At 61.0% G+C, this 25,086-nt stretch carries 21 protein-coding genes; 7 read left to right on the forward strand and 14 right to left on the reverse strand.

Translation table 11 applies throughout. From position 1 onward, the window contains the following. Positions 1–120 precede the first annotated feature (120 nt). The 3 genes from PQQ86_RS38065 to PQQ86_RS38075 are packed head-to-tail and all read right to left on the reverse strand — an operon-like array spanning position 121 to position 6,011. A complete protein-coding gene (locus tag PQQ86_RS38065; protein ID WP_408279210.1) occupies positions 121–1,569 on the reverse strand; it encodes an efflux transporter outer membrane subunit in 1,449 nt (482 codons plus the stop codon). Then, positions 1,566–4,778, reverse strand: a complete 3,213-nt coding sequence (locus PQQ86_RS38070) for an efflux RND transporter permease subunit (protein WP_408279212.1) — start codon at positions 4,776–4,778, stop codon at positions 1,566–1,568. The genes PQQ86_RS38065 and PQQ86_RS38070 overlap by 4 nt, the downstream gene beginning before the upstream one ends. Positions 4,779–4,790: 12 nt before the next feature. After that, positions 4,791–6,011: an efflux RND transporter periplasmic adaptor subunit gene (locus PQQ86_RS38075; RefSeq protein WP_408279214.1), complete on the reverse strand. Its 1,221-nt coding sequence runs from the start codon at positions 6,009–6,011 to the stop codon at positions 4,791–4,793. A gap of 362 nt (positions 6,012–6,373) precedes the next feature. Between PQQ86_RS38075 and PQQ86_RS38080 the strand changes: the two genes are divergently transcribed. Then, complete coding sequence (locus tag PQQ86_RS38080) at positions 6,374–7,114, forward strand: response regulator (protein WP_408279216.1); 741 nt, start codon at positions 6,374–6,376, stop codon at positions 7,112–7,114. Next, positions 7,098–8,345: an ATP-binding protein gene (locus PQQ86_RS38085; RefSeq protein ID WP_408279218.1), complete on the forward strand. Its 1,248-nt coding sequence runs from the start codon at positions 7,098–7,100 to the stop codon at positions 8,343–8,345. The genes PQQ86_RS38080 and PQQ86_RS38085 overlap by 17 nt, the downstream gene beginning before the upstream one ends. Positions 8,346–8,400: 55 nt before the next feature. Here the strand turns inward: PQQ86_RS38085 and PQQ86_RS38090 are convergent, their stop codons facing one another. The 4 genes from PQQ86_RS38090 to PQQ86_RS38105 all read right to left on the reverse strand — a co-directional run bounded on the left by PQQ86_RS38090 (position 8,401) and on the right by PQQ86_RS38105 (position 12,850). After that, positions 8,401–8,577 carry a hypothetical protein gene (locus tag PQQ86_RS38090; RefSeq protein ID WP_408279220.1) on the reverse strand — a complete coding sequence of 59 codons (177 nt, stop codon included), beginning with the start codon at positions 8,575–8,577 and terminating at the stop codon, positions 8,401–8,403. Between the two features lie 583 nt (positions 8,578–9,160). Next, entirely contained in the window at positions 9,161–9,928 is a 768-nt protein-coding gene (gene hpaI, locus PQQ86_RS38095; protein ID WP_408279222.1) for a 4-hydroxy-2-oxoheptanedioate aldolase, read from the reverse strand. Further along, complete coding sequence (locus tag PQQ86_RS38100; RefSeq protein WP_408279455.1) at positions 9,915–11,204, reverse strand: MFS transporter; 1,290 nt, start codon at positions 11,202–11,204, stop codon at positions 9,915–9,917. The genes hpaI and PQQ86_RS38100 overlap by 14 nt, the downstream gene beginning before the upstream one ends. A 98-nt stretch (positions 11,205–11,302) precedes the next feature. After that, complete coding sequence (locus PQQ86_RS38105; RefSeq protein WP_408279224.1) at positions 11,303–12,850, reverse strand: UxaA family hydrolase; 1,548 nt, start codon at positions 12,848–12,850, stop codon at positions 11,303–11,305. Positions 12,851–13,101: 251 nt separating this feature from the next. Between PQQ86_RS38105 and PQQ86_RS38110 the strand changes: the two genes are divergently transcribed. After that, on the forward strand, positions 13,102–14,079 hold the full coding sequence (locus PQQ86_RS38110; protein WP_408279456.1) for a LacI family DNA-binding transcriptional regulator: 978 nt from the start codon (positions 13,102–13,104) through the stop codon (positions 14,077–14,079). Positions 14,080–14,407: 328 nt separating this feature from the next. Here the strand turns inward: PQQ86_RS38110 and PQQ86_RS38115 are convergent, their stop codons facing one another. From PQQ86_RS38115 to PQQ86_RS38125, 3 genes are all read right to left on the reverse strand, one after another. Next, on the reverse strand, positions 14,408–14,926 hold the full coding sequence (locus PQQ86_RS38115; RefSeq protein WP_408279226.1) for a hypothetical protein: 519 nt from the start codon (positions 14,924–14,926) through the stop codon (positions 14,408–14,410). Positions 14,927–15,147: 221 nt separating this feature from the next. Continuing rightward, positions 15,148–15,627 carry a nuclear transport factor 2 family protein gene (locus PQQ86_RS38120; protein ID WP_408279228.1) on the reverse strand — a complete coding sequence of 160 codons (480 nt, stop codon included), beginning with the start codon at positions 15,625–15,627 and terminating at the stop codon, positions 15,148–15,150. A 17-nt stretch (positions 15,628–15,644) separates the two neighbouring features. Beyond that, the gene (locus PQQ86_RS38125) at positions 15,645–16,346 is read right to left on the reverse strand and encodes a TetR/AcrR family transcriptional regulator (RefSeq protein WP_408279230.1); all 702 of its coding nucleotides are present in this window, start codon (positions 16,344–16,346) and stop codon (positions 15,645–15,647) included. 108 nt (positions 16,347–16,454) lie between these two features. On the opposite strand from PQQ86_RS38125, the gene PQQ86_RS38130 reads away from it, so the two are divergent. After that, positions 16,455–17,105, forward strand: coding sequence for a YceI family protein (locus PQQ86_RS38130; protein ID WP_408279232.1), 651 nt, complete (start codon positions 16,455–16,457; stop codon positions 17,103–17,105). A gap of 56 nt (positions 17,106–17,161) precedes the next feature. Here the strand turns inward: PQQ86_RS38130 and tdh are convergent, their stop codons facing one another. Together tdh and PQQ86_RS38140 are read right to left on the reverse strand one after the other, a co-directional pair. After that, entirely contained in the window at positions 17,162–18,193 is a 1,032-nt protein-coding gene (tdh, locus tag PQQ86_RS38135) for an L-threonine 3-dehydrogenase (protein WP_028195988.1), read from the reverse strand. A gap of 13 nt (positions 18,194–18,206) precedes the next feature. Continuing rightward, the gene (locus tag PQQ86_RS38140) at positions 18,207–19,406 is read right to left on the reverse strand and encodes a glycine C-acetyltransferase (RefSeq protein WP_408279235.1); all 1,200 of its coding nucleotides are present in this window, start codon (positions 19,404–19,406) and stop codon (positions 18,207–18,209) included. 169 nt (positions 19,407–19,575) lie between these two features. Between PQQ86_RS38140 and PQQ86_RS38145 the strand changes: the two genes are divergently transcribed. From PQQ86_RS38145 to PQQ86_RS38155, 3 genes are all read left to right on the forward strand, one after another. Then, positions 19,576–20,202 carry a helix-turn-helix domain-containing protein gene (locus PQQ86_RS38145; RefSeq protein ID WP_093634341.1) on the forward strand — a complete coding sequence of 209 codons (627 nt, stop codon included), beginning with the start codon at positions 19,576–19,578 and terminating at the stop codon, positions 20,200–20,202. A 115-nt stretch (positions 20,203–20,317) separates the two neighbouring features. After that, positions 20,318–20,716: a DUF2471 family protein gene (locus PQQ86_RS38150; RefSeq protein WP_408194956.1), complete on the forward strand. Its 399-nt coding sequence runs from the start codon at positions 20,318–20,320 to the stop codon at positions 20,714–20,716. Between the two features lie 63 nt (positions 20,717–20,779). Further along, positions 20,780–21,847: a tyrosine-type recombinase/integrase gene (locus PQQ86_RS38155; protein ID WP_408279237.1), complete on the forward strand. Its 1,068-nt coding sequence runs from the start codon at positions 20,780–20,782 to the stop codon at positions 21,845–21,847. Between the two features lie 87 nt (positions 21,848–21,934). On the opposite strand, the gene PQQ86_RS38160 is transcribed toward PQQ86_RS38155, so the two are convergent. Together PQQ86_RS38160 and PQQ86_RS38165 are read right to left on the reverse strand one after the other, a co-directional pair. Continuing rightward, a complete protein-coding gene (locus tag PQQ86_RS38160; protein ID WP_408279457.1) occupies positions 21,935–23,140 on the reverse strand; it encodes a DNA-binding protein in 1,206 nt (401 codons plus the stop codon). 1,594 nt (positions 23,141–24,734) lie between these two features. Beyond that, positions 24,735–25,086 (reverse strand): hypothetical protein (locus PQQ86_RS38165; protein WP_408279239.1); only part of this gene is annotated, 352 nt, incomplete at its 5' end.

Below are 25,086 nucleotides of genomic sequence, written 5' to 3' on the forward strand. Positions count from 1 at the left end.
GATGGCTGCGTTTGCGTTTGGGCAGACCTCCCGAATCTTCTCACCGTCGAATCGAAAGTGCGTCGACAGGTAGCAACATTATCATCTCACGCGCTCCCGAATGTTCTCACCTTTCGGCTTTCAGCTTCCCTCCCAACCGCCACCGAGCACCTTGTACAAAGTCACAAGATTGGCCTGTCGCGACAGACTATCCGACGCCAGTTGCTGCTGCGCGGTGTAGAGCGTGCGCTGCGCGTCAAGGAAAGTGAGGAAACTGTCCGTACCCGCCTTGTAGCGCGCCTGAGCGAGTGTGTAGTACCGCTGCGACGACGTCACATAGTCGTGATCCGCCTCCACCTGATCGACGTAAGTTGCGCGCGCGGTCAGTGCGTTCGCCACTTCTTTGAACGCTGTCTGAATGGTGCTTTCGTAGTCAGCCACTTCGATCTGCTTCTCGATCCTGGCGACGTCGAGCGATGCCTTGTTGCTGCCGTAATCGAAGATCGGCACTGACACGCTCGGCGCGAATGCCCAGGCGCCCGTGCCCGCCTTGAACAAACTTGAAAGCGTCGAACTCGACGTACCGGCTGACGCCGTCAGCTCGATCTTCGGAAAGAACGCAGCGCGCGCGGCGCCGATGTTCGCATTCGCCGCCTTCAGCGCATGTTCCGCCTGCACGATGTCGGGTCGACGGGTGAGCAGCAACGAAGGCACGCCCGCACCGATGTCGGCGAACATCGACTCGTCGTCGAATTCACGAGCGGGTGGAAGGTCGTCGGGGATCGGCGCGCCGAGCACGGCGACCAGGTTGTTGCGGTCCTGCGCTACGGCGCGCCGGTAGGACGCAAGGCTGGCCTTTGCGCTCGCCAACGAGTTTTGCGCCTGCTGCACGTCGAGCATCGACGAATTACCCAGTTCCTGGATGCGCCTGGTCACGTCGTACGTCGACTGGTCCGCCTTGACCGTGTCTTCGGTGATCTGCAGGAGACGTTCGTCGGACAGCAAGGTCAGGTAGTCGGTCGCTACCGTCGCGATCAGGCTGATCTGCGTGCTCTGCCGCGAGGCATCCGTTACGAGATAGTTTTCCAGGGCCTGACGCTTGAGGCTGCGCAAGCGTCCGAAGAAGTCGATCTCCCATGACGTGGTGCCGACGCTCACGTCGCTGGAACTGGTCGTCACGCCCGAGGTGCGCTCGCGAGTCAGGCTGCCGCTCGCGCTGATCGACGGTGCGAGCGCGGCACGCGTGATCCGGTATTGCGCTTCGTACTCGGCCACGTTTAACGCGGCGACGCGCAAGTCGCGGTTGTTGTCGAGCGCGATCTCGATCAGCCGTTGCAGACGTTCGTCGCGAAAGAAGCTGCGCCAGGCCAAGTCGGCGCCGAGCGGCGGGGCGGTAGTCACCGTGGCAGCCGCAGCCGTTTCCGAAGCTACCGCGGCTGGGGTCACGCTCGCGCTCTCGTACGCCTCGCCTTTTGGATAGGCCACCGCGACGGGTGCCGCAGGCCGTTCATAGTGCGGGTCCAGCGTGCAACCCGTCAGCATGGCAATGGCAAACGCCACCATGCATGCACCCAATTTGAGTCTCATCATTCAACACCTTCCTGTTGCGTGGCATCGCCGTGTTCGCCGAACAGGCGGCGCACGACAACAAAGAACACCGGCACGAAAAAGATGGCGAGCAGCGTCGCGGCGATCATGCCGCCCATCACGCCGGTGCCGATTGCATGCCGGCTCGCGGAACCAGCGCCTGTGCTGATGACCAGCGGCAGTACGCCGAACACGAAAGCGAGCGATGTCATCAGAATCGGCCGCAGACGCAGTCGCGCCGCTTCCAGCGTGGCGTCGATCAGGCTGCGGCCCTGCGCTTGCAGGTCCTTGGCGAATTCGACAATCAGGATTGCGTTCTTGGTGGAGAGCCCGATGGTTGCGAGCAAGCCGACCTTGAAGTAGATGTCGTCGGACAGCCCGCGGATATGCGCGCCCAGCACTGCGCCGAGCACCCCGAGCGGCACGACCAGAATCACCGCGATCGGAATGGACCAGCTTTCGTACAGACCGGCCAGACAGAGAAACACCACGACCAGCGAGATCGCGTACAGGTAGATCGCCTGCGATCCGGCAAGGCGCTCCTGGTACGATTGTCCGGTCCAGTCGATGCCGAAGCCGGCAGGCAGCTTCTTCACGAGCGCGTCGACGGCCGCCATCGCCTGGCCCGTGCTGGTGTTCGCGCCGGTTTGCGCGGTGATTTCCATCGCCAGCGTGCGGTTGAAGCGCTCGATCTGCGGCGGCCCGAAGGTCCATTTGCCGGTGGCGAACGCGGAGAACGGGACCATCTGGCCGTCGTAGCCTGCAGTGGTCGTACTGCTAGTGCTTGTAGTCGAACTGCTGCTTGAAGTGCTCGCGCTGGTACTCGTGCTCGAACTACTCGTCGTGCTGGACTTCACGTACCACCGTCCGATATCCGACGGCATCATCCGGTAAGGCGCATCGGCTTGCACGTAGACCTTCTGGATGCGTCCCGTATCGACGTAGTTGTTCACGTAAGTCGAGCCGAACGCAGTCTGCAAGGTGTCGTTCACGTCGGCTATGGACAGTCCGAGCGCACTCGCCTTCTCGCGATCGATATCGACATGGAACTGCGGTGTATCGTCGAGGCCGCCGGGACGCATGCCGGATAGCGCGCTGTCCTGCGCCGCGAGCGCGATCAATTGCTGGCGCGCGGCCATCAGCTTGTCGTGGCCCTGCCCGGCGCGATCTTCCAGTTCGAAGTCGAGACCGCTCTGCGTACCGAGCTCCTGAATGGCCGGCGGATTGAGCGCGAAAATCTGCGCGTCGCGCGAGGCGGCGAAGTGCATGTTGGCGCGCTGGATGATCGCCGCCGCCGAACCGTCGCTGCCACGCCGCGTGCTCCAGTCCTTGAGCTTGACGAAGGCGAGGCCATTGTTCTGCCCCGAGCCGTTGAAGCTGAAGCCGGTCAGCGCGATGATCTTGTCCACCTGCGGCAGGCCGAGGTAATACGCCTCGACCTTTTTCACGACTTCCAGCGTCTGCGCGGCGGGCGTGCCGGCGGGCGCTGAAATCGACGTGATGATGATCCCCTGATCCTCGTCCGGCAGGTAGGACGACGGCAGCTTCATGAAGAGCAGAGCAACCACGCCCCCAATCAGCACGTAGATCACCATATAGCGCATCGGCTTGCCGATCACACGCGCGACCGTCGAATCGTAACGATCGGTTCCACGCGCCAGCACACGGTTGAACCAGCCGAGCACGCCGCGCTTCGTGTGGTGCTCGACGTCCGTGCGCCGCAGCATGGTCGCGCACAGCGCCGGTGTCAGCGTCAATGCGAGGAATACGGAGAGCAGCATCGCCGCGACGATGGTGATCGAGAACTGCCGGTAAATCGCGCCCGTTGACCCCGAGAAAAACGCCATTGGAATGAACACGGCAATCAGCACGGTCGTAATGCCGACCAGCGCGCCGGTGATCTGCTTCATCGCCTTGCGGGTGGCTTCGACGGGCGATAGTCCCTCTTCCGCGATCAGCCGCTCGACGTTTTCAACGACCACGATCGCATCGTCCACCAGCAGCCCGATCGCAAGCACGAGCCCGAACATCGAAAGCACGTTAATCGAAAAGCCCACCGCCGACATCACGGCAAACGTGCCGAGCAACGCGACCGGCACGACGATGGTCGGAATCAACGTAGCGCGCAGGTTTTGCAGAAACACGTACATCACGACGAAGACCAGCATCACCGCTTCGATCAGTGTCTTCACCACCTCTTCGATCGAGATGCGCACGAACGGCGTGGTGTCGTACGGATAGTCGACCACCACGTTGTGCGGCAATTGCCCGCTCAGTTCGTTGAGCTTGGCGCGCACCGCTTTGGCCACGCTCATCGCGTTCGCGCCGCTCGCCAGCTTGACCGCGAGCGAGGCCGCCGGCTTGCCGTTCAGACGCGAGTCCGTGCTGTAATCGTCGCCGCCGACCTCGACGCGCGCGACGTCCTTCAGCATGACCTTCGAGCCATCGCTATTCACGCGCAGCAGGATTGCGCCGAACTGCGCGGGCGTGGTGAGCAAACTCGAAGCCGAGATGGTCGCGTTGAGCGCCTGCGTCTTCGTGGAAGGCGAGCCGCCGATCTGGCCGACCGAGAGTTGCACGTTCTGATTCGTGATCGCGGTGGTGGCATCGCCGGCAGTCAGACCGACGGCCTGCAGCTTTACCGGATCGAGCCAGATACGCATGGCGTGCTGCGCGCCGAACAGTGTCACGTCGCCGACGCCGTCGATCTGCGTGAGCGGGTCTTCGATCTGCGTTGCGATGATGTTGCCGAGGTCGATGGAATTCATACTGCCGTCGGCGGACGAGAGCGACACAATCATCAGAAACGCATTGGCTGCCTTCGCGACCTGCACGCCCTGGTCCTGAACCGTCTGCGGCAGCGACGAACTGGCCTGCTCGACCTTGTTCTGCACCTGCACCTGGGCAATGTCGGCATTGGTGCCCTGCTGAAACGTGAGCGTGATGGTGGCCTGTCCGGCCGAACTGCTGGTGGACGACATGTAGAGCAGATGGTCAATGCCGCTCAGTTTCTGCTCGATCACCTGCGTGACGGTGGTCGCCACGGTTTCGGCCGAGGCGCCCGGATACGTCGCCGTGATCTGCACGGAAACCGGTGCCACGCTCGGATACTGTTCGACCGGAAGCGTCCCGATGGAGGCGCCGCCAATCATCATGATGACGATAGCGATGACCCACGCGAGGATCGGTCGGTTGATAAAGAAACCTGCCATGAGTGTCTCGCTTTAGCTATGTGCGGCCGACGTGGTGTCCGCGGTGGCGGGCGCACCCGAGATGGCGGGCGATTCGACCGGCTTCACAACACCACCCGCACGCGCTTTCTGCGATCCGGCGACGATCACACGATCGCCCGCCTTGAGGCCGCGCGTGACGAGCCAGTCGGCGCCTGAAGCGGTGTCAGCCGTGACGGGCGTCTGCGTGACCTTGTTGTCGGCGTCGACCGTCAGCACGCTCGCCGAGCCGTCGGATGCACGCGAGACCGCGAGTTGCGGCACCGTGATCGCCTGCTGGCTCACGCCCTCTTCAAGCCGCGCGCGCACGAACATGCCGGGCAGCAACACGCCGTCCGGATTCGGGAACACGCAACGCAAGGTGACTGAGCCAGTGGTGGCGTCGACGGTGATATCGGAAAACAGCAGCTTGCCTGGCTGCGTGTACGTGCTTCCGTCTTCCATCACGAGATGAACAACCGCGCCGTCCGGGCCCGCCTGTTGCAACTGGCCACTGGCAAATTCTTTCTGCAGCCGCAACCAGTCGGCGGAAGAGCGCGTGACGTCGAGATACATCTCGGTCGTCGCCTGGACCGTCGCGAGCGCGGTGGTCTGCTCCGCGGTGACGAGCGCGCCTTCAGTCACGCTCGATTTGCCGATGCGTCCTGCGATGGGCGCAACGACTTTCGTATAACCGAGATTGATCGCAGCAGTCTTCAATGCGGCACGGTCGGAGACCACGTCGGCCTTCGCTTCCTCCAGGGAGGCGACGGCGTCGTCGTAGTCCTGCTTGCTCACGCCTTCGATCTTCGACAGTTCGGCGTAGCGGGTGGCCTTGGTCTGCGCGGCGCTCGCTGTCGCCTCGGCTTTGGCGAGCGTACCGACGGCCTGGTCGTAAGTTGCCTGGTAGCTGGACGGGTCGATCTGGTAAAGCACCGCGCCGACTGCGACCAACGCGCCTTCAGTGAAGAGGCGCTTTCTGACGATGCCTTCGACCTGCGGCCTGACCTCGGCGATACGGATCGCCGACAGTCGCCCGGACAATTCGGTACTCGACACCACGGTGTGCGGCGCGATCGTCTGGACGCCAACTTCAGGAACGGACTGTGGTGGTCCATGCGGTGCCTGCTCGCCGCAACCCGCCAGCCAAAACGTGGCGGCGGCGACTGCAGCGGCAAGATAGGTGAATCTCGGTACGCGCGAGGAAGGTCCGGACGCGGTAGGGTTATTCGGCATGCTGTGGGCATCCTTCGACTCAATCGACAAAGGGCCGTCTGGCATGCGTCTCTGAGGAAACCGCGTAACGCCACCAGCGGCGAGAGGTGGCCCAGCATAGTGAGCGGCGTCTTACGGTGGCTTAGGCGAGGATTACGAGTTGTAACGAGGCGCGTGGTGTGGCGATGAATCGGACGGCGTGACGTTGACCGGTACTGGTTGCTTCACGCAGCCAGACAGAACCGAAGGCAGCTACCGTAATAAACTGTAAGCGCAGATAAGAACCCGAAACCGCTGCCATCGCGCGATTCGCTATATTGCGACGTGCGACAGGCGCGCGGCCGCGCCGTCCGTCAATTGTCCTCATCGATCAGGGCCCAGCCATGTCAGACACGCCCATCCAGGTTTTACTGGTCGACGACGACGCCGACCTTCGTGACCTGCTCAGAACCTTCTTTCAACAACGCGGCATCGAGATGTCCGTGTTGCACGACGCGAACCATCTGGCACGCCGGCTGGAACGCGAGCGACCCTCGATCATCGTGCTCGATCTGATGATGCCGGGCGTCGACGGACTCAGCGCGCTCAGGCAATTGCGTGCGAATGGCGACACGATTCCCGTGATCATGCTGACAGCGCGCGCGGATGGCGTGGATCGCATAATAGGTCTGGAACTCGGCGCCGACGACTATCTCGGCAAGCCGTTCATGCCGCAGGAGCTGCTCGCGCGTATTCATGCGGTGTTGCGCCGTCATGCGCAGCCATCGGGGTCCACGGCTACGGCGCTCGAAAAGCGTGAAGCGCTGCGCTTCGGCCGCTTCCGGCTCGACTTCGCGAGGCGCACCCTGTTTCGCGATGACGAAGCGCTCAAGCTGACCGGCGGCGAATATGCGCTGCTCGAAGTGCTCGCCGCGCATCCAATGGAAACGCTGTCGCGCTCCAAGCTCGTCGATCTGCTGCATGGACCGCACTCGGAAGTGACCGAACGCGGTATCGACGTGCCGGTGTGGCGCCTGCGCCGTCTGCTTGAAGACGACCCGGCCAATCCGCGCCGGATCCAGACAATACGCGGCATCGGCTATATGTTCGTGCCCGGCGGCAATGACGATGAAGAATCCCTTTAACACACTGTTCGGCCGGCTCTCATTGATGACGGTGAGCCTGATCGTGCTGGTGCACATCATCGGAATCGTCCTCGTGGACCGCGAGCGCGGCCAGATCGACGCCGGTCATGCGCAGCGCGCTTTGCTTCTCGCGGTAGAGGCCAGGCAGGACGGCACGCTCACCGCTTCCCATGTCGCGGCAACGCTCGGTGTGTCTTATGTGAGCGCGCAAGACGCGATCCGGTATGGCTGTCCCGCGCCGTGTGAAAACACCTCGGGTCCGTTCGAACACGACTTGCGCGAGAAGTTGCCAGCAGGCAGCCAGGTCGTAGCCGACGGCGAGAACGGCACAGTCTGGGTCCATTACGCCGGCAATCCAGGCTGGCTCGAAATGCAAAACTCGACGCTGCCGGCGCGTCGCTTCCTGGGCGCATCGGCGATGATGCTGGTGCTGGCGGTGATCATCGCGTTGCTCGGCGCGTGGCAATTGCAACGGCCATTGCATCGGCTGGCACTCGCAGCGCGCGAGTTCCGCATCGGCCATCGCGCGCCGGTTGTGGAGGCGAGCGGCCCGCGCGAGCTGAAAGAACTGATTGGCGACTTCAATCAGATGGTGCATGAACTTGCGCAAGCCGAGCAGGAGCGCGCGGTGATGCTGGCCGGCGTGGCGCACGATCTGCGCGCGCCGATCACGCGCATGCAGGTGCGTGCGGATCTGCTGCCGGACGAAGCGAACCGCCGCGGCTTCTTGCGGGACTCGGAATCGTTGTCGCGCATCGTCACGCAGTTTCTCGACTTCGCACGTGAGACGGCGGATACCTCACCAAGCACCAGCGTCGACGCCCACTGTCGCCGGCATTACGGCGACAGTCTCGCGGACGATGCGCTCGTGCGCCTCGATCTACAAGCCGGAGATGGTTTTGGGTTGCCGCTTGTCGACCTCGACCGGATTCTGACCAATCTGATCGAGAACGCGCTCACTTACGGCGAGCCGCCGGTGGAAATTTCGACGTCCCGCCGCGATGGCCAGTACACGCTCGAGGTGCGCGATCACGGCGGCGGCATTCCCAGCGGTCAACTGGATCGTGCGCTGCAACCGTTCGTGCGACTCGATGAAGCGCGTAGCGGCGATGCGCACTGCGGGCTCGGGCTCGCGATCGTGCGGCGTCTCGTGCGATATAACGGCGGCGTTTTTCATGCCGATAACGCCGCAGATGGCGGTTTCGTGGTGACGCTTACGTTTCCCGCTTAGTTGTCGGCTTCGTTATCGGCTTCGCTATCGACTTAGTTTCGGCTTGGTTTACTGCTCAGCCTTGAGCGGTACTGTCAGGAACGACGATCGCGCTGTGCGGTCCGCCGCCGGGGCCGCCGGGTCCACCACCAGCCGGGCCTCCGCCGCCCCAACCCGGAGGCGGCCCCCACCAGCATCCGCTCAAGGTTGCGCTCAGTGCGGCCAGCGCCGCGATTGCCAATAACTTCTTCATGCTTTCTCCTTCGATTGATCTACGGTCACGCAAAGTCGTTGCTTGAGTGGCGACGACGCGCGTTATCCGCAACTTATCAATCAGCGAGAGTTCATGTTTTACGGCGTCGTTACAAGATGACGAGGCGGAGCCGTTTCTGCCACGCAAACGCGGAGGTGTGCGTCGCCGTGCGGCGCAGGTGACACGGCTTTTGCGGCGTGGGACGGCGCAAGGTGTCGCGCACACGCTTTGTTTGTATATGGAAGAGGATGTAAGGAGATTGGCGGTATCGGTCTTGCTCCGGGGCGCACCAGGGTGAGGTTTGGACCGCTCGCCGCATCACCGTCGGCGACCATGACGAGGACTCCCTGGAAATCCTCACCTTATTTCAGGTGCGCGTTCAGCAAGGTAATTGCTCACCTCCTGGAATCACTCACCTTTGCAGATCATCTCCTGGAATTCCTCACCTTAGCGCGTCTTTGCATGCTCCCAAGGTGCTGTTTGACTCATGGAATGACTCACCTCTGACGGAGATGACACCGTCTCCTGGAATTCCTCACCGTTGATCGAGGTGGCGCCATCTCCTGGAATTCCTCACCATTCTTCACTGCTCGATGAACTCCCGGGCGAGCTTGCGTGCTGCGTTCGCAAACATGAGGATGTCCACGCCGGTCGCGACGAATGTGCATCCAAGCTCGAGATAGCGACGCGCGAGCACCGGGTCCGAGGTCAACGTGCCGGCCGCCTTGCCGGAAGCGATGATGGTGCGCATCGCCGCTTCGATCGCGTTCTGCACCTCCGGATGCCCGGGCTTGCCGCGATGGCCCATCGACGCGGCCAGATCCGCAGGCCCGATAAAGACGCCATCAACGCCGTCAACCGCGCATATCGCCTCGAGATTGTCGAGCGATGTGACCGTCTCCGCCTGCACGAGCAGGCAGATCTCACTGTCCGCGATATCCAGATAGTCAGTACGCAAGCTCCAGCGCGACGCACGTCCCACCGCACTGCCCACACCACGAATTCCATGGGGCGGATAGCGTACGGCGGCCACGCACGCGCGGGCCTGATCCGCGGTATCGATCATCGGAACGAGGAGGTTACGTGCGCCGATATCGAGTAAGCGCTTGAGCAACGCCGGATCACCGTTCACGGGTCGCACGACGGCTTCGGCGGAATACGGCGCGACCGACTGCAATTGCGCAAGAATGCTGCGCACGTCGTTCGGGGCGTGCTCGGCGTCGATCAACAGCCACTCGAAGCCGGCAGTCGCGCTGACTTCGGCCAGGTAAGCATCGGCCATCGAAAGCCAGAAACCGATCTGTCGTTGACCATTTGCAAGCGCCGCCTTGAATGGGTTAAGCGCTGACATCGACGTTGCGTTCATCACGATTTCTAGCCTCCGCGGGGACTTGATTGAATTGAATGGGCTCCACCTTTCCGAGCAGGAACAGGTAATTGAGGATCGCGATCACGATCAGCGCCGACGAGAACAGCAGCGCGGGAATGAAAGAGCCGGTTGCACCGACGATCGCGCCGGTGACGATCGGACCGACCACGCCACCCATGTTCGAGACGGTGTTCTGGATGCCCGCCACCCGCGACACCATATTCCCCGGCGCGACATCACCCGGTAGTGCCCAGACCTGGGATGCGGCAACGGTCGTGCCCGACTTCGCCACGCAGAGCAATGCGACGGCCACGAGCGGAGAAGTCGCGAACGCTGCGAGTCCGATGCTTGACGCCATCACCAGGCCGACGACGAGAAACAGTTTGCGGGTCGCGGTGAGCGACAGCCGTCCGGAGGCATACACACGATCGGAGGCCCAGCCCGCGAATACCTCGACGATCATCGAAAGTACGAGCGGCAACGAAGCCATGAAGCCCATCTCCATCAGGCTCATGCCGCGCTCCTTGACGAGATACGTCGGCAGCCAGGTGATGAAGAAGTAGGAGTTGTAGTTGATCATGAAGAAGCCGATACACATGGCCCAGATGTTCCGATGTGCAAACAGCCTATGCCAGGGGACATCGGCGGTCGCGCCCACGCCGTCGCAGCGCGACACCGCTTCGTCATTGCGGATATGGGCAAGCTCGGCCGCATTCACGCGTCGGTGATCCGCCGGCGAGTCCCTGAACACGAACACCCAGACGACGCACCAGATGAGACCCAGCACACCGGTGATCGCAAAAGTGACCTTCCAGTCGAACGTCGCCAGCAGCCAGGCGATCAGCGGCAGCGCCACCGCTCCTCCAAGCTTCGATCCGCTATCGAAGATGCCCGCCACCGTCGCGCGTTCCTTGCGCGGAAACCATCGCGAGGCGATGCCCGCGTTACTGGGGTAGGCGCCGGCTTCGCCGATGCCCAGCATGACCCGCAGGAGCACGAGGGACTTGAAGCCGGTGGCGAGTCCGGTTACGGCCGTCGCAAGCGACCACCAGAACACCGACGCACCCAGCACGATCTTCTGTCCGAAGCGATCGGCGAGCATGCCCGCAGGCAATTGCAGCAACGCATACGACCAGAAGAACGCCGACATCACGATGCCCATCTCCATCGCGCTGAGATGGAACTCCGCCTGAAGATGAGGGGCCGCGGCGGACAGCACCGTCCGGTCGATATAGTTGATGGCAATGGCCGACCACATCAGACCGGCCACCAGCCAGCGCACTTTGCTGCGTGGCGCCTGTTGCAAGGCTTGGTTCAATCTCTGTCTCCGCTTTTTTGTAGGAATGAGGTGGCGTTTCAGCTCACGATGCCCATATGCCAGGGCACAAATTCGTGATCGCCCAGCCCGAGCAATTCACTACGGGTGCGCTCGCCCGACGCAGCTCGAAGGATGTGCTCGAAGATATCCTTCCCCATCTCCTCGACCGACCGCTCTCCATCAAGGACAAGTCCGCAATTGATGTCCATATCGTCGCGCAACCGCTTGAACATCGGCGTGTTGCTCGCGAGCTTGAGCGTGGGCGCGGGCTTCGAGCCGAACATGGAGCCGCGGCCGGTCGTGAAACAGATCAGGTTTGCGCCACTTGCAATCTGCCCGGTCACCGCAACGGGATCGTAGCCGGGCGAATCCATGAAGACAAAGCCGGCCCGATCGATCGGCTCGGCGTATTCATAGACAGCCTGCAGCGGCGTCGTGCCGCCTTTCATCGCCGATCCGAGCGACTTTTCGAAGATGTTGGCGAGTCCACCCTTCTGATTACCCGGCCCGACGACACCGTTGAATTGTCCGTTGTGGCCGCGCGTATAGCGCTCCCACCACGCAAGCCGGTCGAGCAGTTTCTGGCCGACCTCCGGTGTTACCGCACGGCGCGTCAGCATGTATTCAACGCCGTGAATCTCGGGGGTTTCGGAAAGAATGGCCGTACCACCATGTCGCACCAGAATATCCATGGCCGCGCCTAGGGCCGGATTGGCCGTGATGCCCGAAAAGCCATCGGAGCCGCCACATTCCAGACCGATTTTGATGTGGCTCGCCGACACCGGGCGACGCTCGATATCGTTCGCCAACGGCAGCATCTTCTGTATGGCAGCGATCCCCGCATCGATCGTTGCCCGGGTGCCACCTTCGTCCTGCATCACCAACGCATGGACCGACGTACCGACATGGAGCCCTTGTGAATCGAGCAGGTCGCCCACCTGATTGCGCTCGCAACCTAACCCGACGATCAGCACCCCGGCAAGATTGGGATGACGCGCATAGCCGGCGAGCGTGCGGCGCAGCACGTCGAAGTGCTCGCTGGGTGAGGACATCCCGCAGCCGCTGGTCTGCGCGAACGCGACCACGCCATCGACATTGGGATAAGCCGCAAGCCGCTCCGGCGTAAACCAGGCGGCGATATTCTTGATAACGGTCGACGAACAGTTGACTGATGCCAGAATCCCGATGAAGTTGCGCGTCGCGACCCGCTCGTCGGGCCGAACGATACCGTTAAATGTGGCCCGTTCAGCTTCCGCCACGTACTCGACCGGACGCACATCGAGACAGAAGCCCGGATCGCGCTCGAAATCAATCAGTTCGACGTTGTGAGTGTGGACGTGATCACCCGCCTCGATGTCGCGAGCCGCGAGGCCAATGACCGTGTCGTATTTACGGATCGGCTCACCACGGGGGACGTGACAGGCGGCGACTTTGTGGCCCGCGGTGACTTGCGCGCGTATGCGGATCGTCGCATCTCCGATGCATAGTTGCTGCCCGATCGACAGCGATTCTCGCGCGATCAGTACATTGTCCGCGGCGTTAAGCCGGATCAGCGGCTCGCTCAACACCGTACCAGCCTGCGACATGATGCTCTCCCTGTCTCTCAAGTCCTGGGCGCACGCACTCGGTTCGCGCCAATCGCCTTTTTTCTGATTAATGTTACCGGTTCATGTAACCGGTAACATACGACGCATGGTAGTATGGTTTTGCCATAATCGCCAGCAACTTTTTTTGGGCCTGAGTGATCAACGTCGTGAGCAAACCGCCTACTACCCTGCTTGCCCCTGTCGAACGCAGCGCCTCCCGGCGCGCCCGCAAGAACTCCGGCCGCGTGACGCTGAGCGATCTCGCGACGCTCGTCGGCGTGACGAAGGTGACCGTCTCACGCGCACTGAACACGCCGGAGCTGGTTTCGGTCGATACGCTGGAGCGCGTCCAGGCGGCCGTCCGGCAAACCGGGTATACGCCCGACCTCATCGCCGGTTCGCTGGCGTCGACTCGCAGCCGTCTCATCGTCGCGTTGATTCCGGCGATGGCGGGGAGCGTGTTTCAGGAAACCGTCGGCGCCCTGACGACCGAGCTTGCCGCTGCGGGCTACCAGTTGCTGATTGGACAAAGCGGATACGACGAGTCGCGCGAGGACGCCCTGCTTGATGCGGTGATCGGCCGACGGCCCGCCGGCATCGTACTGACCGGCGTCATTCATTCCCATAGTGCGAGGCAAAAGCTGCGCGCGTGCGGCATTCCTGTCGTCGAGACCTGGGACCTGACACGCGAGCCCATCGACATGCTGGTCGGCTTCTCTCATGAGAACGTTGGGAAGGCTGCTGCGGATTTTCTGAAGACGCGTGGCGTGCGGCGGCCCGCTGTCGTCACACCCAGCGACAGGCGGGCGCAGGCCCGCACCAAAGCGTTCCTCAAAGCGTTCGGAAACGGCAAAACCATCTCCGCGATCCCTGTGGTGACGGTCGAGTCACCCGCGAATCTGGGCGACGGGCGACGGGCGCTGAAAGGCTTGCTCGACACGCACGCCGATATCGACGCCGTTTTTTGTGGCGCGGATATTCTGGCACTGGGCGTGTTGATGGAAGCGGAGTACCGGGATATCGCAGTGCCAGAGAAACTGCGTGTGATTGGTTACGGTGATCTGAATTTTGCGAAGGACACCACGCCACCGTTGTCGACCATGAGAGTCGACGGCACGAGAATTGGAACGCTTGCGGCAACCATGCTGGTTGATCGGATTGAGAATCGTGCTGGCGGTGAGCCAATCGTCGATGTGGGGTTCAGTCTGATCGAGCGGGAGAGTACCTAGTGTCGTGGAGCTCTGTTAGCTCCGTGGGCGGCTAAGACAACGACTCCCTGGAAATCCTCACCTTATTTCAGGTGCGTACTCAACGCGGCGATTTCTCACCTCCTGGAATCGCTCACCTTTGGCGAGCGATCTCCTGGAACGGCTCACCTCTCACAGACGTGATGTCGTGCTCCCTGGAACAGCTCACCTTTCGTCGAGGTGGTTGGGTCTCCTGGAATTCCTCACCTTTGGCGGCGTTGACGATATTTCATGGCGCTCCTCACCTTTGACTACGATGACGCCGTCTCCTGGAATTCCTCACCATCCTGGAATCGCTCACCCTTGCAGACTAGAACTTCACCTTCACCTGAAACCCGATCGTGAACGGAAGATTGTCCGAGGGGATCGGCGGAATCACAATGAAGTTAGCGCCGACGCGCTTGTAGTCGACCATTACGATCGGCGCGACCACTGGCCCGATCGTGTGGTTACGGCCGAGGCCCCAGTTTCCGTAGTTATAGCCCGAGATGATCCCGCCCATCGCCGCAATCCGCACGATCCCCCAGTGCGCGAACTCCGGCGCCCAGACGCCGCCGCCATAGTACGAAGGCCGCCGCAGCGAGTTGCGAAAGCCGCCGGCAGTCAGCGCCCATTGATTGTTGAGCCAGCATTCGACGCCAAGGCCAGGATTGAACTGCTCGAAGTGGGTATTGGGATCGGGATTGATGTGATACGAGCCGAGCATGGCGTCGACCCATACGCCGCCGTCGCACCAATTGCCCGCATGCGCAGCGGACGCTGCGGCGAGGCTCGCGACGAGCGCTACGGCCGCGTGTCGAATCTGCTTTTTTGTCTGACGAAAATGCATGTATTCTCCGCCACCGATCGAATGCCGGTGTCATCTATGTTCCAGGTATTCTTGCTTGTCGTCCGTCGCGCACTGTACCTCAACCCGCACTGGCGATGTGGAGGACACGCTCGGGCGCGCGGGCACGAGACATGCCCCACGGCGCAGATGCAACGATAACGGAGAACCGATGGCAGAGCGGTGAACACCCGGCAGGTGTCCACCTTCAACCTCTGAGGGGCCTAGAGGCCGAGGTCGGACAGGCCCGGATGATCGTCGGCACGGCGACCCAGCGGCCAATGATAAAGACGGTCGGCCTCGCGGATCGGCAGATCGTTGATGCTGGCATGACGGCGCGCCATCAGCCCGTGTTCATCGAACTCCCAATTCTCGTTGCCGTATGAGCGGAACCAGTTGTTCGAGTCGTCGTGCCACTCGTAGGCAAAGCGCACAGCGATGCGGTTACCCGTGAATGCCCATAGTTCCTTGATCAGGCGGTAGTCGAGTTCCTTTGCCCATTTGCGACGCAACAGGCCGACGATCTCCGCGCGGCCATGCGTGAACTCGGCACGGTTGCGCCAGACGCTATCCGGTGTGTACGCGAGCGACACGCGTTCGGGGTCGCGGGTATTCCAGCCATCTTCCGCCGCGCGCACCTTCTGGATCGCGGTTTCGCGTGTGAACGGGGGTAGTGGCGGGCGGGTTTCGATCGGGTCGGCCATGGTGTGTGTTTCCTCAGTCAGGTTTCTGTACGCCGGGATGGCGGTCGTTTGCGTCGGGCTTCACTTGGGGACTTGCTCGCGGACTTACCTGCGAGTGGGTTCGATTCGCTTGCAGACTCTGTATTGAGCAAAGCTTCAGCGACGGCTCGCGCGTCTAGTGCGGCGTCGGCCTCACCACTCACCAGCGCCACGGCGATGGCGCCGTCGAGCAGGATCAGCCATTGGCGCGACAAGCGCGCGGCGCGGCGAGCGTCCATGCCCGATTCGGCCGCGTAGTCATCGCACTGGGTCCGCACGAACACGAGCAGGCGTTCCTTGTGTTCACGCGCGACGATCCGGATCGGATCCTCCGCGGAAGCGATTTCGCCGGCCGCGTTCAGAAACGCGCAACCGTGAAAGTCCTCCGACGCAAACCATTCGCGCAGCACGTCGAACATGCCGAGCAGGTGTGCGCGCGCAGTCTTGCCGTGCTGCAACGTGCCCGCGATAAACCAGTTCATCCAGCGTTCGTCGCGCCGCTCCAGCGCGGCGGCGACAAGCGCGTCTTTCGATTCGAAGTGCGTGTAGAAGCTTTTGCGCGCAGTACCGGATTGCTTGACGATCGCATCGACACCGGTGGCGTGGATGCCGCCGGCGTAGATCAACGCTTCAGCGGCGTCGAGCAGCCTTTCACGCGCGCTGCCGGACGCAGCCGATTCAGTTGGGGTTTGAGTAGCCATATGCGAAGGGTAGAACGATCATTCTCCTTCGTCAAGTTTTTGTGTGCTTCGGCGGATTGCTGCGCTTGCTGCTATTGTGATGAGGATCGATCAACTGGAATGAATCTCATGAGTCGCTCTCCTGTGCGCACAACACTGGTACGTGCGTTGCTCAGCGCATTGCTGCTGACTTCGATGGCCTGCACGCCTTTGCAAGTGCTCACCCATACGGTCAGCCAGAACGAAGCACGTGTGCCGCCCGGCCGCTACGATCTCGATCGGGACCATTGCAGCATCACCTTCGACATCGATCACTTCAAGTACTCGCGCTTTACGATGCGCTTCGATCGCAGGCAGGGGCAACTCGACTGGAACGAAGGCGGGATGGACAAGAGTAGCGTGGCGATTACGATCGACGCCGCGAGCATCGATACGAATGTGCCGCTACTCGACAAGATGGTGAAGAGTGACAGCATGCTCGACGTCGCACGCTATCCGGAGCTGCGTTTCACCAGCACGCACTTTGAGCGCACCGGCGAATCGCGCGGCACGTTGACCGGCGATCTGACGATTCACGGCGTTACGCAACCCGTGACACTCGATGTGACCTTCAACGGCTTCGCGCCCGATCCGCTCACGAAAAAAGACACGCTCGGATTTTCCGCGGACGGTCATTTCAGCCGCGCGAAGTTCGGTTTGTCGACGTGGTATCCGGCTGTCGGCGACGATATTCATGTGCGTGTTCAGGCTGAGTTCGAAAAAACGCCCGCAGGCGCGTGAGCGCGGTGCGGGCGTATTGTTTCAGCAGTTGCGCTTGAGTGCAGCGCTGTTTCAAATCACGCAGCGGTCCAGTCAAGAATCACCTTGCCGCTCTCACCCGAGAGCATCGTGGCAAACGCTTCCTGATAATCGTCGACCTTGAAGTGGTGCGTGAGGATCGGCGAGAGATCCAACCCGCTTTGCAGCATCGCGACCATCTTGTACCAGGTCTCGAACATCTCGCGGCCGTAAATGCCCTTGATTTCGAGGCCTTTGAAGATCACCTGGGTCCAGTCGATTGCAGTCTGCGCGGGCGGAATGCCGAGCAGCGCAATCTTGCCACCGTGGTTCATCGCTTCAAGCATGCTGGTGAAAGCGCTCGGTACACCTGACATTTCCAGCCCGACATCGAAACCTTCGGCCATGTGCAGATCGGCCATCACGTCGCGTAACGATTCACGTGAGACGTTCACCGCACGCGTTGCGCCCATCTTGCGCGCGAGTTCGAGACGATAGTCGTTGACGTCGGTGATCACCACATTGCGTGCGCCGACGTGCTTCGCAATCGCCACCGCCATGATGCCGATCGGCCCGGCGCCCGTGATCAGCACGTCTTCGCCGACCAGGTTGAACGACAGCGCGGTATGCGTGGCATTGCCGAACGGATCGAAAATCGCGGCGAGATCATCGGAGATTTCAGGCGGGATCTTGAACGCGTTGAACGCGGGAATCACGAGGTATTCGGCGAATGCGCCTTCGCGATTCACGCCAACGCCCACCGTATTGCGGCACAAATGCCGGCGTCCCGCACGACAGTTTCGACAGAAGCCGCAGGTGATATGTCCTTCGCCCGACACGCGATCGCCGATCGCAAAGCCGCGCACTTCCTGCCCCATCTCGACAATTTCGCCGACGTATTCGTGGCCGACATGCATCGGTACCGGAATCGTCTTTTGCGCCCAGTCGTCCCATTTCCAGATGTGGATGTCGGTACCGCAGATCGCAGTGCGCGTGATACGGATCATCACGTCGTTGTGACCGACTTCGGGCTTCTTCACATCCGTCAGCGTGAGACCCGGTGCGCGTTCGAGTTTTGCCAATGCTTTCATGTGCGCCTCCGCTTCAGATGATGCCGAGTTGACGGCCGACGCGCGCAAATGCGTCGACAGCTCGATCGATTTGTTCCGGCGTGTGCGCGGCGCTCATTTGCGTGCGGATTCGCGCGCGGCCTTTGGGCACCACGGGGAACGAGAAGCCGATCACGTATACGCCTTCCTTCAACAAGGCGTCGGCCATGTTCGAAGCGAGTTGCGCGTCGCCGAGCATGACCGGAATGATCGGGTGTTCGCCGGGCACGAGCGTGAAGCCGAGCGCGCTCATCGCACGGCGGAAATGCGCGCCGTTTTCGCGCACGCGCGCGCGCAGTTGCGCGCCTTCGTCGCTGGCGAGCAATTCGAGTACTTTCAGCGAGGCGGCAGCGATGCTCGGCGTCAGCGTGTTCGAGAACAGATAGGGACGTGAGCGTTGACGCAGCAGATCGATGACTTCCTGGCGCGCAGCAACGTAGCCGCCCGATGCGCCGCCCAGTGCTTTGCCGAGCGTCCCGGTAATGATGTCGACGCGCGACAGCACACCGCAATGTTCCGGCGTGCCGCGCCCATGTTCGCCGACGAAACCGACCGCGTGCGAATCGTCGACCATTACGAGTGCGCCATAGCGGTCGGCCAGATCGCAAATGCCGGCGAGGTCGGCGATGATGCCGTCCATCGAGAAGACGCCGTCGGTAGCGATCAGCTTGAAGCGTGCGCCGGCAGCATCGGCTTCTTTCAGCCTGGCTTCGAGATCCACGAGGTCATTGTTCTTGTAACGAAAGCGCTTTGCCTTCGAAAGCCGCACACCGTCGATGATGCTCGCGTGGTTCAACTCATCGCTGATGATGGCGTCGTTGTCGTCGAGCAGGGTTTCGAACAAACCGCCGTTCGCATCGAAGCAGCTGGAGTAGAGGATGCAATCATCGGTTTGCAGAAATGCGGCCAGCGCCTTTTCGAGGTCTTTGTGCACCGTTTGCGTGCCGCAAATAAAGCGTACCGACGCCATGCCAAAGCCGTCGTTATCCAGGCCAAGCTTGGCGGCCTCGATCAATCGTTCGTCGTTAGCCAGACCAAGATAGTTGTTCGCGCAGAAATTCAGCACTTTCGCGCCGTTCGCAAGACGCACGTCAGCCGACTGGGGGCTGGCAATCACGCGCTCGTTCTTGTAAAAACCGTCAGCGCGGATCTGCTCGAGTGTGCCGCGCAGATGGGCGAGGTAAAGGTCACGCATGAACCGGACTCCTGAAAGGGTGGTGCGCCCACGCGCGACATGCTCGGCACGTGCGGCATGTTCGACGTCGAGGCGGGCTGTTATAGTCGGCTGTCAGTTTTATCGGATATTTTCGTTTTTCCGAACTAAAATCCGGTATGCCGAACAACTCTAAACGATAGGTCAGTAAATGGCAAGTTCGGGAATTCGCCGCGCAGCAGCCAACGCGGCACCCATTTCAGGCGCGAGTCCGGTCCCGGCGATCGCGGCGCCGCCTCGCGTCGGCGAGCAGATTCAGCGTCTGCGCGCCGAACGGCGCATGACGCTCGACGACTTGTCGCGTGCGGCCGGTGTGTCGAAATCGATGCTCTCGGAAATTGAACGCGACAAGGCCAATCCGACGATCGCGGTCGCGTGGCGTCTGACGAACGCCCTCGGCGTCAGCCTCGATTCGCTGTTCGCGCCGCAGAAGGCGCCGGAGGCGATTGCCGTGTCGGGTCCGCACGACATCCCGACTTTGAGCGGGCACGAGGCCAAGTATCAGTTGCGTGTCTGGGGTCCAATCGAATTGGCCGGCAAGTTCGAGTGGTACGAGCTGACGTTGCAGCCGGGTGGGGCGCTGGTGTCGAACGCGCACGAACCCGGCACGCGTGAGCATCTGACGGTGCTGCAGGGATCGATCGAGATCGAGGCGGCGGGCGCGACGAAGCGGCTCAAGGCCGCGGACACCGCGCGCTATGTCGCCGACGAGCCGCACGCGATCCGCAACGCGGGAAAGGGCGAGGCGAAAGCGCTGCTGGTGGTGATTCACGGCTGAGGGACAGGCGCACCTTTGCTGGCTGTTGGCGGAAATGGGCTGAGTTGGTCGGTTGGCTAAGGTTGCGCGAGACACTGTATATTTGTACAGTACAGGGTGTCGACTGGAGCCGATAATGAACGACCTGACCACCGAACAAGCCGAGCATGCTCTGGCCGCGCTGCGCTATCAAACTGCGGCGCGCGATCTTGAACACATCGTGCGCAACATCGCCGCGCGCTACATCGTCCAACAGGTGCCGCTCTCGTGGCGCCTGCTTCATGCAATCGAAGCCGAAGCGTTGGCGGACCTCGGGTTTGCCAGCCGGCACGACGCGATCATGCTCGGGCTGTTCCAGCGCCCGTCCGAGTTGCCCTATCCGGAAACGGACGAGGCGGTGGACTTCGGCACATCCACCGCATTGCCGGCAGTGTTTGCCTTTGCCGTCTCGGCCTATGAAGAGGCGGCACGCCGCGCCGCACAACCTGCATCTAAAAGCGCGCATCTAAAGCACGCGCGGGCGTGGGGCGACTGAGTTAGGCGCTGTACTTTCATTGGTTGCCACCTACAATATGCGCAACTAACGGAAGGATAGCCTATGTCACCTCCTAATCTGTCCGACCCGGTTCCACGCCCTGCACCGTCAACCGATCTCTTCGATCAGGAACGGGAAGACTGGCGCCGCGATCCGCAAATCGCGTTCGACGCGTGGCTTGCCAAGCAACATTTCAGGCGCTCTTCCGCTGAAGTTTATCAAGCGCAGTGGGGGCTTTTCCTCGACTGGCTTGCGGTTCGCCAAAAGAGTCTGGTCACGGTCGATACGCAAACCATCGCCGAATTCGTGGGCGGACTTGCAATCCGAAAACCGCAACGTGTGAGATATTTGCGGCTCATTGAACGGGTGCTGGACCACGTACGCGAAATCGAATCTGCCTCGACCAATCCTGCACGCTTCATTGCTCAGGATGGCGAGGCAGCATGGCGGAACGCACGCGATAACGAGCCGACCGGGTTTCTCAATCATGCAGAACGCGCCGCGCTCATTGCACATCTGTTTTCGCCGTTGCCGGTTTTATCCGTGGCGCAACGCTGGCGAGAGCGACGTGACCGTGCATTGATCGCTGTGTTTCTCGGCGGTGGCATCAAGACCGGGGAGGCAGCCGCACTTACAGTTAGTTGCGTGAACGTCGGCTCACCGTGGGTCACGATCGAGTCCGCGAATCCGATGCTGACGCGGCGAACCCGGCTCGCGCCCTTCGCGGCCGCCGTTCTCGACGCATGGCTTGCCGAACGGCGCCTTTCCGAACTGGCCGGCAATCTGATCTTTCCCGCTTCGCCGTCAGGACGCCCAATGCACAAGGCGACCATGCTACGCGGCGTCGACGCGTTGATCGACGCGGCAGGCATTGCCGCGTCACGAGCCTCACGCGCCAGTCCGCAAACTTTGCGCAACACCTTCGCGGCAGATCTATTCGAGAGCGGAGTTGAGGCTGAACAGGTCGGACAATGGCTGGGATTTGTCCAGGCCGTGTCTGCCAACCGTTTGTATCGGGCATGGCAAAGGTGGATGGATCAGCAGGAATCGCCAGTCGTCGATGAACCGGATCCAGCCGCTCCGCCATTACCCACGCCTAGGCGCGACGGGCGTTTGACGAGGAAAGGGTGAGTGGACTGATCCTGAAAATGCTCACCCTTCGGGTCCCGAATTTCCTCACCTTTGGCGATTTATCCGTTATGACACCCGCGCCGGCGGTCATGCCGACGCTGCAATCGACCCGCTCGACAAAAACCGGCTAACCGCTTCCAGCCTTGACTCTCCGGGACCTGATGAGTGATCACATTCCGGACACTGCAGCTCGAAGCGGTGATCCACTTGCGACAACTCGGGCTCACCTTCCTCACATTTTGGGCAGCGCAGCGGCAGCTTGACATGGCCGTCCGCCGCGGTACCGATCATCGCCAGCTCGTCGGTCGTGAGCCTGCCCGCTTCGACCAGCGAACACAGCAGGTTCGCGACGGCGGGATCGATGTCCTGCTGCCCGCGCAGCGTCGCAATTTCTTTCGTCAAAACGTCCACTTCGTTCGACTGCTCGCGCAGTTGCGCGTCGAGCCGGTCGCCGCGCGCCTTGGCCGCAGCGAGTTGCTGAATAAACTCGAATTCCTTGCGACTGGCGTCACGCACCCCCGATTGGTAGGTGGCCGCCATGCTGCGCAAGGAATCGAGCTCGACCAGCATTGGCTTCACACGGCGCTCAGCTTCGGCGACGGCGTCCTTGATCTGTTGTGCATAGTGCTCGGTGCTTTGGCGCAATTCGACATGCAGCGCATCGATCCGGTCGCGGAGCGCCGCGTTGGTTGCCTGTTCGGTATCGAGGCGTTGGCGCAACGTTTCGTTTTCGCCCTCGAGTCGACGCACCGTAGCCTGCAAGCCTTCCTGGTGAGCAGTCCCATGTGTGGTGGCGCTGGATAGCTCAGTCTCGAGCGCGCGAACACGTTCCCAGGCGGCTTCTGCTCTGAGTTCGCTGCGCTTGATCGCTTCTTCCGACACATCGCGGCGAATTTCCGCTTCTCGTGCGCGTTGGTCCGCGGCGGTGACTTGCGCGCGAATTTCCTCGCGTTCGCTGTCGAGGGTGGTGCGGGCATGTACGACGGCTTCTTCGAAAAGGGCGCCCAATAATTCTCCGGCGCGATCTTCCAGTGCTTTCGGGATAGCGCCGGCGCCGACTTTTACGCGCGACACCGTTCGGATCCGCTCCCAGAAGTGGTCGATGTCCTTCGGGATGTCGCTTGCGCTGCCTGTTTGAGTCAGATCGCGAACGGCTGCCATGGACGGGCGAATGCCCAAATCGAAGAAAAGTCGCTTGCAAGCATGCAGTGACAGTTCTTGCCGTCGTGCTCCGCTAGCCCTCAACGATTCAAGCTCGTCACGGATGGCTTGCCGTTCCTGGTCCAGATTCATGTATACCTCGATATCGCTCGAATTGGATGAATCATAACAATTTACGTATTGTTTGCTACGTATTTGTTGAGGACGAGTGTTATTTCGCCAGTTGAAGTGTTTTGAGGTTGCTGGTAGCTCCGAAGATCGGAGCAAGCGTGGTTTTTCCGTGAAACAAAACGAAGACTAGCCAATAAGCTGTTGTAAATAAAGAGTTTTCAGCAGTTTCTTTTTGATCGCTCACTGTTTCACGAAGGCGTTATGGGAGCGGTGGGGTGGAGAGGCCTTGTCCGAAGGACGCGCGGGGAAAGTCTAGAGAGTAATAAAAGTAAACACCTTTGAACCCATGTTAAAAACGTTAACGCCATGGCAAACCCTTATCAGGCAGGCGTTCCCGGCCGGCAAGGTGAAGCTTTACGGGAGAGGTGGTGAGGTCTTGCGGGAGTGTTGAGTGATGAGGTTCGGGAGCCTCGGTGAGCGGGTCCGGGACAGAACGTGAGCGGGTTCAGGAGTTGCCCCAAAAGTGCGGTTTCGTTAAAGGTGAGATTTTGCGGGACCTGAGCGTCCGGGATTGCCCGGCAGTACTCAAAAGTAGGTGCGGAGCGCGACGGGCCTTAAGGTGAGCGCTTTCGGGACCACCGCGGCCGCCAATTTTTGACCTTATTCTGGCCTCGTTAACCCCATTGGTGAGTCAAGACAGGAGAAAACGCGAACTGAAGGTGAGACTTTCCGGGGCAGGGCGTCATTTTTGCCTCAATTTTGTGCATTCGGGTACTTAAGGTGAGTGTTTGCGGGAGCCGAACCTGATTTCGACCGAAATTCGGTTGGGTGCGTCGATGGGGTCGTCGATCACCCCTTGCGGAAAGGTGAGCGAATTCGGGAGACCTGGATCGAGGCGATAGCCGGCTCGTCAAAATGCCCGTTTTGGGCCCGAGGTGAGGTTTTTCGGGAGCCTTTTGGGACGTTTGTGATCGCTAAGGTGAGGAAATACGGGACCGAAATCGCCACAACGGGCCGGAAAAGCCCTACGGACGCTGTCAGAGCCATTCCGGTTTTGCGGCTATTGAAATCTTAAGGTGAGGTTTTTCGGGGCCCCTTGAGTTGCGACCGGAAACGTCGGATTTCACTGAAACGCTGTTAAAGGTGAGGATATACGGGAGCGTGTGGTCATGGCGCGGTGAATGGCGATCCAATAAGTCAATGAAATCATTGGATAATTTTTGTGCGCTGCGCAAAGGTGAGGTTTTTCGGGGGGGCTTTTTCATGCGCTGCGCAGGCCAGTTCCTGGCCCATAGGTGAGGCTTTTCGGGACCATTTATCGGTGTTTTTTCTGCCTCCCAGGTCTGGAGGCCGCGTCATTCCAAGCGCTCAGCTAGCGTTAAGGTGAGCTTTTTCAGGGGAGGTTCTCGCGACTCGGATCTCACTCTCGCGTGAATGAGGTGTCTTGCTGCCAGGTTCGGCAGCCATTTGCTCAATTGGACACGCCGCGATTGCCGTGTACATCTGTGCGGCGAAGGCCACATGGCCTCAATCGAGGCGTGTGCGTGCCGACGAGCTTCGGCCTGGCGCTTCCTAGGGAGGAGGCTCGGCGCGCTTGCCGGGTTTCTCCCCTCCCCTATCCGCTGGAATCGACAGAAGCGCGTCCGTGCCAATGATTGAGTGCGAGAGCGCTTTGCTCGCAACGTGCGTGCAGCCAAAATTCACGAAAATTTTTTTGAGGTGAGAAGATTCGGGATCGAATGGCTCCCGTTCGCGGCAGGTTAAAAAATAGGTCAGTTTTCTGGAGGCCGCGACCTGTAAGGATGCCCTGAACCTGGCGCGAAACGGGTGAGGTGAGGGTTTTCGGGAGTGGCTCGAGGTGAGTTGAGCTTCGTAAACTCACTTCACCGGGAACGGTGAGACTCGTGCTATAGACGCGTATCACCACAGCCGGTATGCTCTCGCCAAATCCCTCCTCGACCAGACGC

The organism is Paraburkholderia sediminicola (assembly GCF_046026675.1).
In the GTDB taxonomy this organism is placed as follows: Bacteria; Pseudomonadota; Gammaproteobacteria; order Burkholderiales; family Burkholderiaceae; genus Paraburkholderia; species Paraburkholderia sediminicola_F.

What these genes read in the sequence shown, in the direction of transcription:
- PQQ86_RS38065 (WP_408279210.1), bottom strand. Translation starts at nt 1,569, where the DNA reads ATGATGAGACTCAAATTGGGTGCATGCATGGTGGCGTTTGCCATTGCC.
- PQQ86_RS38145 (WP_093634341.1), top strand. Translation starts at nt 19,576, where the DNA reads ATGGCAAGTTCGGGAATTCGCCGCGCAGCAGCCAACGCGGCACCCATT.
- PQQ86_RS38075 (WP_408279214.1), bottom strand. Translation starts at nt 6,011, where the DNA reads ATGCCGAATAACCCTACCGCGTCCGGACCTTCCTCGCGCGTACCGAGA.
- PQQ86_RS38080 (WP_408279216.1), top strand. Translation starts at nt 6,374, where the DNA reads ATGTCAGACACGCCCATCCAGGTTTTACTGGTCGACGACGACGCCGAC.
- PQQ86_RS38150 (WP_408194956.1), top strand. Translation starts at nt 20,318, where the DNA reads ATGAACGACCTGACCACCGAACAAGCCGAGCATGCTCTGGCCGCGCTG.
- PQQ86_RS38130 (WP_408279232.1), top strand. Translation starts at nt 16,455, where the DNA reads ATGAGTCGCTCTCCTGTGCGCACAACACTGGTACGTGCGTTGCTCAGC.
- PQQ86_RS38090 (WP_408279220.1), bottom strand. Translation starts at nt 8,577, where the DNA reads ATGAAGAAGTTATTGGCAATCGCGGCGCTGGCCGCACTGAGCGCAACC.
- PQQ86_RS38120 (WP_408279228.1), bottom strand. Translation starts at nt 15,627, where the DNA reads ATGGCCGACCCGATCGAAACCCGCCCGCCACTACCCCCGTTCACACGC.
- PQQ86_RS38070 (WP_408279212.1), bottom strand. Translation starts at nt 4,778, where the DNA reads ATGGCAGGTTTCTTTATCAACCGACCGATCCTCGCGTGGGTCATCGCT.
- PQQ86_RS38140 (WP_408279235.1), bottom strand. Translation starts at nt 19,406, where the DNA reads ATGCGTGACCTTTACCTCGCCCATCTGCGCGGCACACTCGAGCAGATC.
- PQQ86_RS38115 (WP_408279226.1), bottom strand. Translation starts at nt 14,926, where the DNA reads ATGCATTTTCGTCAGACAAAAAAGCAGATTCGACACGCGGCCGTAGCG.
- hpaI (WP_408279222.1), bottom strand. Translation starts at nt 9,928, where the DNA reads ATGTCAGCGCTTAACCCATTCAAGGCGGCGCTTGCAAATGGTCAACGA.
- tdh (WP_028195988.1), bottom strand. Translation starts at nt 18,193, where the DNA reads ATGAAAGCATTGGCAAAACTCGAACGCGCACCGGGTCTCACGCTGACG.
- PQQ86_RS38105 (WP_408279224.1), bottom strand. Translation starts at nt 12,850, where the DNA reads ATGTCGCAGGCTGGTACGGTGTTGAGCGAGCCGCTGATCCGGCTTAAC.
- PQQ86_RS38160 (WP_408279457.1), bottom strand. Translation starts at nt 23,140, where the DNA reads ATGAATCTGGACCAGGAACGGCAAGCCATCCGTGACGAGCTTGAATCG.
- PQQ86_RS38155 (WP_408279237.1), top strand. Translation starts at nt 20,780, where the DNA reads ATGTCACCTCCTAATCTGTCCGACCCGGTTCCACGCCCTGCACCGTCA.
- PQQ86_RS38085 (WP_408279218.1), top strand. Translation starts at nt 7,098, where the DNA reads ATGAAGAATCCCTTTAACACACTGTTCGGCCGGCTCTCATTGATGACG.
- PQQ86_RS38125 (WP_408279230.1), bottom strand. Translation starts at nt 16,346, where the DNA reads ATGGCTACTCAAACCCCAACTGAATCGGCTGCGTCCGGCAGCGCGCGT.
- PQQ86_RS38100 (WP_408279455.1), bottom strand. Translation starts at nt 11,204, where the DNA reads ATGTGGTCGGCCATTGCCATCAACTATATCGACCGGACGGTGCTGTCC.